Here is an 11748-nt window from a genome sequence, read left to right as displayed (position 1 = left end):
AGCACCACGGCGGGTGTTCCTCGTGACGATCGTGTCCCGGCAGTAAAGCGGGCCGACCGCAACCAGAGAGGTTTTTCTATTATAGGCTGCTGGACTCTGCCGGGCAGCTGGCAAGTTTCTTAGTTCCTTAAACGGTATTCGCTGCCAGCAGCTGGCAATTTCCTCTCCCTGCCGAATCCGTCTAAGATAATGCAGTATGCGTTACCCGGTGTTCTTCACAATTGCCTCGCTTACCCTGCTCCACATGGGCGGTTGCAGCCATTCCACGCTGCCTCCCCAGGTTGCGCAGGTCACACCGACGGCAACCGAAGAGTCGCCCGCGAGCAATGGGAAGGAAGAGCAACCACCCGCCGAACCCGAGCCGCCGGTGACAGAAGACATTACCTGGGAGCGGCTTGATATTGGCATGGAGCCCGATTCCGTTTATCAACCGTGGATGCTCAAGCATCAAGTGAAGGTGCTGGAAGGGAAGCCCGTGCGAATCAAAGGGTTCATGCACGGGGCGGTCTTTCAGCGGAATAATATTCGCACCTTCTTTTTGCTGCGCGAGATCGATTGTCCGTTTGGTCCCGGTGGGCAAGCCCATCACGCCATCGAAGTCGAGTTGCAAGGCAAGCTCCGCACGTCGTTTAACAATCAAGAACGAACGGTGGAAGGTATTTTTAGCGTCGTCCCGATGAAAGGCGAAAACGGCAACACCTGGTCGCTGTATCGCATTGCAGGAACGTCAATCGAATGAACATTTCCTACCTCACTGCCGTGGCCCTGCTCGCTGGCTCGTTGCTCACTTTGACGGGTTGTCCAACCTCGACGGTGAAGATTGAATCGACCTTCACCTACAACGATACCGCTGACGCAGACTCCACCCACGAAGCACCAGTCAGCGAGACGGTTGCGAGCGACATCGCACTGCCCCAACTGCCAGTCGCCGAAGTTGCCGCGGAACCAGCAACCACCGAAGTGGCTCAAGCGGAACCAGCCCAGCCAGAGAAGAAGGAAGCGCCCAAAAAAGAAGAGCCCAAAAACAGCGATGCCAACCCATCGATTCGCCCCAAAGCTGACCGCACGCCGCGCAAGCCCGGTGAGCCGATCAAGATCACGTTCGACAACATCATCCTCGGCATGCAGGCCAACATGGTGTATCGCCCGTGGATGCTAAAGGACGAACAAAAGGAACTCGATGGCCAGCGAGTGTCGCTCACGGGGGTGATGTACCCCGGCGATAGCACCAAGTTCGATTCGTTCATTCTGCTCCGCAACAAAGAATGCAAGTACGGTGACGGCGGCCAAGCAGACCATTTGGCCGACATCAAGCTAACGCCGGGTACAAAAACCACGTATCACGGCGGCACGGTTCGGGTCGAAGGTGTCCTGCGCGTGAGGCCCGACACCCGCGAAGATTTTACCTGGTCGGTTTATGTCATCGACGATGCCAAAGTGACCATTCAGCAATAGCCGGCAAGTCCACGCGCTCAAAGCGGCCCGCGTGGCATCCAGTTTGCTCTCAGTGCTCTCCACTAGCCCAATTTTCTTGGCATACAGGAGAGCCATCATGGCCGAATCATTCACAGCAATGTTGCCCCGCATTCCCAGCACCGTAGATCGCGTCCCCGCGAATACGGCTGACGAATACAACGAGCGGATCTCTCAACAAACTAAGGAGCGAGTCTCGCGGATCGCCCGTCAAGGTCGCGCCGCCATTGATGGTCGCTTGCGAGAGCTTGACGAAGAGTGGGATATCGAACGCACGCTTGAGGCGAATGCCGCAACGGCGATCCTCACCTTCTCGACGCTTGGCTTGCTCGTTGACCGGCGCTTCTTTTTGATGCCGATGGCCGTCGCTGGCTTTCTTCTGCAGCACGCCGTCCAAGGCTGGTGCCCGCCTCTACCTGTTTTTCGCGCGTACGGCATTCGCACCCAGCCTGAGATCGAAGAAGAGCGTTACGCCCTGAAGACATTGCGAGGTGATTTCGCCCAGGCCGCCGGCCGTGGCGACCAAACTGGCAGCCGATCGGCCAGCGAAGCCTTGGCCGCCGTCCGACGCTAGCGTGCGTGTTGCCGCGACGTAACTTGCCCCTTTGCCTCACTGCTCGGTAAACGCGTGTTCACAAACCGGCCGGGTCATGAGTACCGCCGCGCGCCGCACCCGAGAGATACTGCAGTTTCCGATCACAATCGCTGGTGGTTTGTGAACACCCCCGAAAAGAACTAGTTGGCAACTTGCGTTCGCTGTAAGGTGATCTGCTGGCAGGCCATTGTCGCCCGCCAGCATGTCTTGCGCGACGACATTTCGCGTGAACCCGCGAAACGACCTTTTGTCTGTAAGTTGTCGGTTCCCTCTCGGTAAATCAGCCAGGAAGGCGGTCCTGCGCGCTGGTCGCGCTCGACCCCATTGCTAGAATCATGCAGCATGCTCGCCTGAACGATCAGGCTGCTCGGAAGCTCAGGAAGTTCGATGTCCAATCCGTACGAATCGCCCGCCTTAGCCAGTGAGTCCCTTTCTCTGGAGCAAGTGGAAGCCAATCAGGCAGCTCGACTGACGGAGTGGATCGTTCTGCTGGTCCTCGGTTCGGTTCAGTTCACCAGTATCGTCGACTTCGTGGTGGTGATGCCGCTTGGTCCGCAGCTGATGCGGTCGTTTCAAATCGGTCCCGCTGAGTTCGGCCTGATCGTTTCCTCGTACACCTTCGCTGCAGGCTTGGCCGGTCTGGTCGCTTCGTCGATCGTCGACCGCTTCTCGCGCCGCACCGCGTTCCTCAGTATCTATGCCGGCTTTTTGATCGGCACCCTGCTGTGCGCCGTCGCGCCCAACTACTGGGCGCTCGTAGCCGCCCGCGTGCTCACCGGCGCCTTCGGCGGAATTCTTGGTGGCATGGCGATGGCCATCGTCGGCGACGTCTTCCCCGAACATCGCCGCGGCAGTGCCACTGGCTTTTTGATGTCAGCCTTTGCGGTCGCGTCTGTGGTGGGCGTGCCGTTTGGGTTGTATCTCGGTACGCACTATGGCTGGCACATGCCGTTCATCGCCCTCGTCGTGCTCGGCTTGCCGGTGCTGTTGATCGCTGCGTTTACCTTGCCTTCGCTCAGCGGACACCTGGGAAAAGTGCACACGCATCCCCTGCGGTCGCTGGCAAATACCTTCAGCGCACCGAATCATTTGATTGCCTTCGCCTTGAGCGCCGCGCTGATGATCGGCGGCTTCATGGTCATTCCCTACATCAGCCCGTATCTGGTGGGCAACGTCGGCATGACCGAAGCTCAACTGCCTTGGGTCTATGTCGCGGGTGGCGCACTGACGTTGATCTGCGCTCCCATCGTGGGCAAGCTGGCCGACTGGTATGGCAAGCTGCAGGTGTTTCGCGTGATTGCGCCCCTCTCGGCATTGCTGCTGATTGCCGTAACATTCTTGCCACCGGTCTCGGTCGTGTTCGCCGTGCTGGTGGTGGGCTGTTTGATGGTCAGCAATGCCGGGCGCATGATCGCTGCCATGGCGATGATCACCAGTAGTGTGAAGCCCGAGATGCGCGGCGGCTTCATGAGCGCCAACTCGTCGATGCAGCACATTGCCAGTGGCATCGGCGCTTACCTGGCCGGCTTTCTCATCACCCAAACACCCGACGGCAAGCTGCACCACTTTGGCACCGTCGGCATTGTGGCCTGCGGCATCACGCTCCTCAGCTTGTTCGCCGCCTCGCGCTTGCGTGTCGTCGAAGAATCCTCCTTGCTGCTGCCAGTCGCCGATCACGGCTAAAGCAACTGCGACTCGGCAGTAGTTATCTTGTATCAAGAGCGCGGCTTGCCTTTTTTCGCCATCGGCAAGCTGGTAGTTCCGTACCACCGTTCCGCGATGCGATCGAGCTCGACCATCACCGCATCGAGTTCCAGCACACGTTCAGCCAAGGTGTACGTCACCTGCGGCGGGACGGTCGGCTCGTAGTGCCGAGTGAGCCAGCCTTCGGCTTCGAGCATCCGCAGTCGTTCGGTCAGCGTTTTGGTCGAAATCGCACCGAGCCGGCGTTTGAGTTCGCCAAATCGCTTTGGCCCTTCGATGTGTAGCCGATGCAGCAGCAGCATCGTCCACGGGCTCGACAAAATCTTCAGCAGCCGAGCCAGTGGCTCGTGCAAGTTGTCTTCGGGTCTGGTTCGCGACGGGCCTGTGTGCTTGGCCATGCTTTCCTCAAGTAAAGTTAGTGTGTATTAAGAATCTACTTTACTTCGTAAAGCATCGTTCGTAAAGTTCGGTTCGCGAGCAGGATTGTCCCCGCTCATTTCCAACGAACTTTGTACTGACGAGGTTGTCCGATGTCCGCACCATTTTCTTCCCTGGCCGCCGAGTATGTCCGCACTGTGAACGCAGGCGACGTCCAGGCTTTTCAGCGTCTGTTTGCCGAAGATGCCGTCGTACACGATGCGGGGCATACCCACCGCGGACTTGAGCAGATTAAAAACTGGAGCGAGCGAGAAATTTTCGCGGTGAATGTCTCGCTGGAACCTACTGCCGAGAGTGAATCTGCCGGCGAAACCGTTCTCACCACGAAGGTCGACGGAACCTTTGACAAAACGGGCCTTCCCGATCCGCTGTTCATCAACCAACACTTGCAAGTGCGCAGTGGCAAGATCGTCGAACTGGCCTGCCGGTTGGCCGTTGAGCAAACAGCTTAATGTGGCAATTCGCGAGGGGGAGGCTCCAGCCTGGTTTCGAGGGTCAGAGTTGCATTTCGCTGGCCCCATTTCGCCGGCCCAGTGTAAGGCTCGGCGAAATGGGCGGTAATTCAGGGTAAGCCCGCTTGAATCACCCGTAGTCAGGAACCCGACGATGTCCCCCCCGACCACTCAAACCGCTGCTCGCTCCCGCTCTCAGATTATTCAAGTCAGCCGCGAAAACCCACCCGCACAGTGGTCGTGGCAGCGCCTTACTTGGCCCGCTGTGACCGTAGCGGCCGGCGGAGCAGTGCTCGGTTTTCTGCAGCCTTGGGATTATGTCCATTCAGAAACAGCGCACCCGGCAACATCGCACCCAGCTACCGAGCACGCAGCGACAGGCCGCGTGGTGAATGTCGCCCAGCCCGCACCGGCCGAAACGGCGAATGTGACGTTGCCGGCCAATATTCGCCCCTGGCAAACCACCACGTTGCACGCTCGCGTGACGGGCTACTTAACGGCCTGGCACGTCGATCTGGGAGCCACAGTAAAAGCCGGTGACGTGCTCGCCGAACTAGAGACTCCGGAACTCGACCAGGAAGTTGCCGAGGGAGTGGCGCAAGCGGCCGAAGCCAATGCTGCCGCCGTGCAAGCCCAGGCTGAACGAAGCGAAGCCGAAGCGGAGTTAAGTGTTGCCTTGGCGCAACTATCGCGAGTGCAATCCGAAGTGGAACTAGCCCGTACCCAACTGGCCCGCCGCGAAAAACTGGTCTCGCGCAATGCGATCTCGCAGGAAGAATTCGATACTTTCGAAAAGCAACTCGAAACTCGCACAGCCGACGTTGTCTCGGCCGAAGCCGATGTCGTCCGCCGCCGCACGAGCCTGAAAACTCGCGATGCGGTAATTGCCGCTCGCCAAGCTACGGCCACCAGCCGTGCCGCGAATGTCGAACGGCTCAAAGAACTGCAGAGCTTCAAGCGAATCGTGGCGCCCTTCTCGGGCGTGGTCACACGCCGTTCCGCTGAAGTGGGAATGCTCGTCACTGCGGGGACCGAGCAGTTGTATGTGCTGGAAGATATGAGCCGTGTGCGGGTGCAGGTGAGCGTGCCGCAGTCGAACGCCGCGCTGGTCCGCGTGGGCGTGCCGGCGACGATCAACTTGCCGGAATCCAATGCCTCGGCAACGGAGGCTTCGGTCACACGAATTGCTTCGTCAATCGATTCGACCAATCGCACGATGCTCGCCGAGATTGAACTCGAAAACACCACGGCTCAGTTGCAGCCTGGCAGTTATGTCCAGGTCACGCTGACGACTCCGCACCAAAACAGTGGCTGGACCATTCCTGCCAACACACTGCAGATGCGCATCGACGGCCCGCACATCGCCGTGGTGGGGAGCAACGGCCAACTTGAACTTCGCCAGGTAAAACTCGGTCGCGACCTTGGCGGCCGAGTGCAGATTCTCTCCGGTGTGCGTGGCGATGAGCAACTCGTCGTTAACCCGACCGATGATCTTGTCAGCGGCAGCCAGGTCGAAGTGAAACGAGAGACGAAGGTCGCCCAGCGGTGACAAGGTTTAGTTTCGAGTTCGAAGTTTGAAACCTCGACGATGAGAAAGGAGCCAGCAATGACCGCTTACCGCAAACCAATCGTGGCTGCCAGTGCCCATCGTCGAACCGAGACAAAGCGCGTAAGATATGCACAGGTAGGGGACATGATCGCCGCAAATTCAGAAGTGACAGCCTGCGGTCCCTACAGGTGCAACTATGCCCGTGGACGACTCACCCGTAACACGCACCAGTCTCTTGGTGCAACTGCGCGATGGCGAAAATCACGTCGCCTGGCAGGAGTTCTCTCGTTTATACGGTCCAGTGATCTATGGCTTTGCCCGCCGACGCGGGCTGCAAGACGCCGACGCTGCCGACCTGATGCAAGACGTGATGCGCAGCGTCTCGTCGGCCATCGGTCGCTTGGATTACGACCGCAAGCAGGGAACTTTTCGGGGCTGGTTGTTCACCATCACCCGCAACAAGATCTTCAACTTTTTGTCGGCCCGCCGCATTCGCCCGCAAGGTTCGGGCGATACCACGACGAACAAAATGTTGGACCAGACCGCGGCAGCCGAGAGCGATGGACAAGATACCTGGGAACTCGAATACCAGCGGCGAATCGCAGCGATCGCTATGGAAAAGATCAAAACCGAGTTTCAAGAAAGCAGTTGGCAGGCGTTTTGGCTCACCGCCGTCGAGGGAAAGTCGGCTGGCGAAGTGTCCAAGCAGATTGGACTGTCGACCGGAGCGATTTACGTCGCCAAGAGTCGCGTCCTCGCCCGCTTGAAAGAAGAAGTCGATACGCTGCGGAGGCAGGAAGATGAGTAACAACAAAACCGCAACCGCTTGCCCCCCCACCGGCGAATTACAGCAATTGCTCGGCGCTGGTCTGTCGGGCGATCAACAACAAGACCTGACTTCGCACCTCGATCGCTGCGAATGCTGCCAGGCCAAGCTCGAAGAACTCGCCACCGGCGGCACGAACCTTTCGAGCGTCGTCCAGCACATGACCGAAAGCGAACCGATGGCCACCTCGGCCTATTGGCCAGCGCTGCAAGCCGTCGATGCCGCCGTGCATCAAGCGGGCGTGCCCAAGAGCCCCGCCGGTGCTGCCGTGGCGACACCGCGCCCCCGTTCGCGCGAAGCCAAGCTCGACTTTTTAGAACCGGCCAGCGATCCTTCGTACCTCGGCCGGCTCGCGCACTTCGATGTGATGCGCGTCCTCGGGCGCGGCGGCATGGGTGTCGTGCTGGAAGCTTTCGATTCGAAGCTGCAGCGCAATGTGGCCATCAAAGTGCTCGACCAGGAATACGCCGAGGACGAAGTCGGCAAGCAGCGATTTTGCCGCGAAGCGCGCGCGGCCGCTTCGGTCACCCACGAGAACGTCGTCGCCGTTCACCAGGTGGAACGCTCGGGCGACCATGGCATTGCCTTTCTCGTCATGCAGCTCATCTCGGGCGAAACGCTCGAACAAAAACTAGCTCGTGAGAAGATCCTGCCGCCCAAAGAGATCGTCCGCATCGGTATGGAAGCAGCCCGCGGCTTAGCCGCCGCGCACGCGCTCGGACTGATTCACCGCGATATCAAGCCGGGCAACATCCTGCTCGAACCGCCCCACGACCGTGTCAAGCTTACCGACTTCGGCCTGGCGCGCATTGCCGAAGATGTGAAGCTCACCCGCACCGGCTTTGTGAGTGGCACGCCCCTCTACATGGCTCCCGAGCAGGCGCTCGGTGGCGAGCCGGACCCGCGCAGCGACTTGTTCAGCTTGGGCGCCATCCTGTACGAAATGGCGACCGGGCAAACTCCGTTCACCGGCGGTTCAGCTCTCGCCATTTTGAAGCAAATCACCGAAGTCAAACACAAGCCCGCGCGGGAAGTGAATCCCGCCGTGCCCGAATGGCTCTCGGAAACCATCGACGACTTGCTGGCCAAAAAGCCCGCCGACCGTTACCAGACAGCCAGCGACCTGGCCGAAGTACTCGAGTATCACTGGGCCCACCTGAAGACATCGTCCGACGAACTTCCCGGTGTCTGCCAGATCGAAATCCGTCAACGAAGGTTTCGCACTCGCCTGACCATCGCGGTCGTTGGCGCGGCCCTGCTCACATTGGGTCTATTCTCCGGCTCGCTCATTCGCGGCATGTTCGGCGGGGCGTCGGTTCCGGCGGTAGTGGCGCCCGTCTCCTCGGCCGAGCCCATTGCGGTCCTAAGTGCGAACGCGGGACCGGTCTGGGCGGTGTCGTTCGATCCGACGAGCAAAACGCTGGCGATGGCGACCGAAGATGGCAGCGTGCGATTTTGGGACTTGCCGACTAAGACCGTGAAGTCCACGCTCGATGCCCACAATGGACTCGTCTGGAACGCGCAGTACGCTCACGACGGTCAGTTCCTCGCAACCTCGGGCGACGACAGCCTGCTCAAGATCTGGAAACTGGGGCAACCAAAGCCTCTGCTTGAAATCAAGACCGAGGCTGCGATTCGCGGCCTGGCGATCTCGCGCGATGGCAAGTTCCTCTATGCGGGCGGCCGCGACGGCAGCCTGTTCAAGTACTCCACAACATCCACCGAGCCTCTGGCGACGGCCCGGCAATCGAAGTCGATCTTCGCCGTGGCGATCACGCCCGATGGCCAGACACTGGCTACCGGTGGAGCCGACAAAACGATCCATCTCTGGGATGCTCAAACACTGACTCAAAAGCTGCCGCTTGAAGGACATGCCGGGCAAGTCTACGGGCTCTCCTTCGACAAGGATGGTCACAAGCTGGCTTCGGCCGGTTGGGACAAGAAGATCCGCATCTGGGATGTTCGCACCGGCCTGCTGCTGCAGTCGTGGGACGGCAACAGCGGCGACCTGTGGGATATCGCCTACTCGCCCGACGGCACCAAGCTGGCCACCGCCGGCCAAGATGGCTCGGTCAGGCTATGGCAAGCCACCGACGGCAAACTGCTGGCCACCTACCTCGGCCACAAAGCTACGGTACACACGGTGGCCTTCGTCAACGATGGCTCAATGCTGGTCTCGGGCGGGCGTGATGGCTCGGCCGATGTCTGGCCGGTGAAGTAGCGCCAGAGCAAGGCTCATCGCGCCGTAACTTTGGCGGCAGCGATCTCCAATTGCACCAACTTGTTCAACTTGGCGGGCCTTGTAGCACGCGCACCTCACGTTTTCCTCGAGAGTTGCGCTATCTGCGGTTCAACAATCAAGCCGATTGTTGAACGCCCCTCGTTTTAGTGGTGCACCGGCTTACGTCGATTCCGCTCGCGGCTTACTCGTCGTCGCTATCGCTGCCAGCTTCGTCTTGGGAGACGACCTGGTCGATCTTCAGGCCGATCGTCTGCGTCTTGCTCCGCAGACTGCCGCGGGTAATGCCGAGCATCTTCGCCGCCCGCGATTGATTGCCGCCAGCGTTCTTCAGCACCCGAGTCACGACGTAGCGATTCATGAAATCGATCGCTTCGGCGTAGATGTCTTCCGAGTTCGCTGCCAGGCGGCCATCGAGGAAACGACCAAGGTCGCGGCCGGAATCGTCACCACCGAAGTTGTTTGCTTCGTTGGGATCGCGCCGGGGTTCGCGAACCTCTTCGGGCAAGAAGTCGGGGACCAGGACCGGACCGGTCAAGTTCAAGAGCGCTTTGCGAATCACGCTTTGCAACTCGCGAATATTACCGGGCCAGTTGTACTCGAGCAAAATCTTGAGCGCATCGGGCGACACGCGCTGCAGCGGCTTGTTCAGTTCTCGCGAAAAGCGGAACAGAAACGCCTCGATGAGCAGCAGCAGGTCGTCACCGCGATCGCGCAGCGGCGGCAACTTGATCGCAAAACCGTTGAGCCGGTAATACAAGTCGGGGCGGAAGGTTCCTGCCTCGGTCATCGATTCCAAATTGCGATTCGTGGCGGTGATGATCCGCACGTCGGTCTGAATCGTCTCATTGCCGCCGACGCGTTCGAATCGTTGTTCTTGCAGCAACCGCAGCAGCTTGGCTTGCACGAGCGGGGCCATATCGCCCACTTCGTCCAAAAAGATGGTGCCGCCGTTGCATTGCTCGAACTTGCCGATGCGCCGATGATCGGCGCCGGTGAACGAACCCTTTTCGTGACCAAATAGCTCACTTTCGAGCAGCGCGTCGGGCAAAGCCGCACAGTTGACCGCCAGGAAGGGTTTCCCCTTGCGCAAGCTGTGCTGGTAGATCGCCCGAGCAATCAGTTCTTTGCCGGTACCACTTTCGCCGCGAATGAGGACGGTGACGGTTTGGGGCGCGACGCGGCCGATCGACTTGTAAACTTCCAGCATCTGCGGGCTGCGGCCGATCAATGCCTGATCGCTCTTGGCCGATGCGGTTACTTCGGGCACTTCGACAGGGATCGCTGTTAGTCGACGAATTTCGAGCGCCTGATCGACCAGGTGCTTGACCTTGGCCACATCCAACGGCTTGAGCAGGAAGTCGAACGCGCCGAGCTTCATAGCCTCAATGGCGGTATCGCTCTCACCCGAAGCGGTGATGAAGATCACGGGGACATTGTTGTCGATCTCGCGAATCTCTTCGAATAGCTTCAAGCCGGTGGTATTGGGCAGCAGGATATCGAGGAGGAGCGCATCGGGATTACCAGACTTCAGCAGTTTGAGGCCTTCTTCGGCCGTCGCCGCAGCCAGCACTTCGATATCCTGCCCCTTGAAGGCACTCCGGATGAAGTGGACTACGGTGCGATCATCGTCAATGACAAGGACACTAGGCATTCAGAACTCCCGGGGAACCATTCGGTTATGGAGCATGAACAGGGGATGGGAAAGGGGGGAGTGCAGGTGGCTGAGTTTGCCAGGCGCTGGCGACTTCCAGACGAATTTACAGACAAATTCTCACACGAAGCAACCCTATTGTGGCAGGTGGCAAAACGAACGCAAGCCTAAGGAATAGGTCGCCTTCGGGCCCAAAGCAGGAGGAGTGGCAGCTCGACTGCTTGGCGGTGACCGCTTTTCGCTCAGTACGGAAAGTCTGCGGACACCGCAATCTTCGCCAGCACGGGCGAGAGCTCAACAAATCTGTTGTAGACGGCCGCTCAGTTATTCGCAACTCATTGGCGTTTCTTTGGTTGCGGTCTCACGCATAACTTTCTTCCCCTCGATTTTCACTCTTGGCACCGTGTTTGCTTTAAGGGTTCTCAGCGAGTGCGACTCCGCGGTATCCAGTGCTCGCAAGTGTTTGAACAGAAACCAATTAACGATAACTGAACTTTTGAGGAGAACTGTCATGTTGCAATGGGCTTTGACTTTTTTGGTGTTGGCTCTGATCGCGGCTGCTTTGGGCTTTGGCGGTATCGCCGGCACGGCCGCTTGGATTGGCCAAGTGTTGTTTGTCGTGTTCCTGGTGTTGTTCATCGTCAGCCTGATCACGGGCGGCAGCATTCGTAAGCCGATCCCGTAGGTTGATCTGAGCCACTCACGCAAACCCAATCACGCAAAGTGTTCGAGACAGCCAGCGAGCCTCCGCGAGGTTCGCTGTTGCCTGTCTCACTCGTCGCGTCCTTTTCTGCCCCACACTCGTTCAAGGAATTACT

Annotated in this window: 11 protein-coding genes; 9 read left to right on the top strand and 2 right to left on the bottom strand. The window is 59.1% G+C overall.

All coding sequences use genetic code 11. From position 1 onward, the window contains the following. Positions 1–196: 196 nt before the first annotated feature. From NA78x_RS09795 to NA78x_RS09780, 4 genes are all read left to right on the top strand, one after another. Positions 197–739 (top strand): hypothetical protein, encoded by a 543-nt coding sequence (locus NA78x_RS09795; protein WP_425618257.1) that lies wholly within the window; start codon positions 197–199, stop codon positions 737–739. Beyond that, positions 736–1455 carry a hypothetical protein gene (locus NA78x_RS09790; protein ID WP_425618256.1) on the top strand — a complete coding sequence of 240 codons (720 nt, stop codon included), beginning with the start codon at positions 736–738 and terminating at the stop codon, positions 1453–1455. The genes NA78x_RS09795 and NA78x_RS09790 overlap by 4 nt, the downstream gene beginning before the upstream one ends. Before the next feature lie 97 nt (positions 1456–1552). After that, positions 1553–2047 carry a hypothetical protein gene (locus tag NA78x_RS09785; RefSeq protein WP_425618255.1) on the top strand — a complete coding sequence of 165 codons (495 nt, stop codon included), beginning with the start codon at positions 1553–1555 and terminating at the stop codon, positions 2045–2047. Positions 2048–2455: 408 nt separating this feature from the next. Next, entirely contained in the window at positions 2456–3751 is a 1296-nt protein-coding gene (locus tag NA78x_RS09780) for an MFS transporter (protein WP_425618254.1), read from the top strand. A gap of 32 nt (positions 3752–3783) precedes the next feature. Here the strand turns inward: NA78x_RS09780 and NA78x_RS09775 are convergent, their stop codons facing one another. Continuing rightward, positions 3784–4170 (bottom strand): winged helix-turn-helix transcriptional regulator, encoded by a 387-nt coding sequence (locus NA78x_RS09775; protein ID WP_425618253.1) that lies wholly within the window; start codon positions 4168–4170, stop codon positions 3784–3786. Positions 4171–4302: 132 nt separating this feature from the next. On the opposite strand from NA78x_RS09775, the gene NA78x_RS09770 reads away from it, so the two are divergent. The 4 genes from NA78x_RS09770 (at position 4303) to NA78x_RS09755 (ending at position 9258) form a co-directional block, all read left to right on the top strand. Then, complete coding sequence (locus NA78x_RS09770; RefSeq protein ID WP_425618252.1) at positions 4303–4662, top strand: nuclear transport factor 2 family protein; 360 nt, start codon at positions 4303–4305, stop codon at positions 4660–4662. A 154-nt stretch (positions 4663–4816) separates the two neighbouring features. After that, complete coding sequence (locus NA78x_RS09765) at positions 4817–6211, top strand: efflux RND transporter periplasmic adaptor subunit (protein ID WP_425618251.1); 1395 nt, start codon at positions 4817–4819, stop codon at positions 6209–6211. 196 nt (positions 6212–6407) lie between these two features. Then, on the top strand, positions 6408–7019 hold the full coding sequence (locus tag NA78x_RS09760) for an RNA polymerase sigma factor (RefSeq protein ID WP_425618250.1): 612 nt from the start codon (positions 6408–6410) through the stop codon (positions 7017–7019). Continuing rightward, on the top strand, positions 7012–9258 hold the full coding sequence (locus NA78x_RS09755) for a WD40 repeat domain-containing serine/threonine protein kinase (protein ID WP_425618249.1): 2247 nt from the start codon (positions 7012–7014) through the stop codon (positions 9256–9258). The genes NA78x_RS09760 and NA78x_RS09755 overlap by 8 nt, the downstream gene beginning before the upstream one ends. A 202-nt stretch (positions 9259–9460) precedes the next feature. On the opposite strand, the gene NA78x_RS09750 is transcribed toward NA78x_RS09755, so the two are convergent. Beyond that, a complete protein-coding gene (locus tag NA78x_RS09750; RefSeq protein ID WP_425618248.1) occupies positions 9461–10930 on the bottom strand; it encodes a sigma-54-dependent transcriptional regulator in 1470 nt (489 codons plus the stop codon). A 511-nt stretch (positions 10931–11441) separates the two neighbouring features. Here NA78x_RS09750 and NA78x_RS09745 point away from each other — a divergent pair. Further along, complete coding sequence (locus NA78x_RS09745) at positions 11442–11615, top strand: DUF1328 domain-containing protein (protein ID WP_425618247.1); 174 nt, start codon at positions 11442–11444, stop codon at positions 11613–11615. Positions 11616–11748 lie beyond the last annotated feature (133 nt).

Origin of the sequence: Anatilimnocola aquadivae, assembly GCF_049819085.1 — a bacterium.
Lineage (GTDB): Bacteria > Planctomycetota > Planctomycetia > Pirellulales > Pirellulaceae > Anatilimnocola.
Note: the sequence above shows the minus strand (reverse complement) of the source record. Positions and strands in the feature narration are given on the sequence as shown.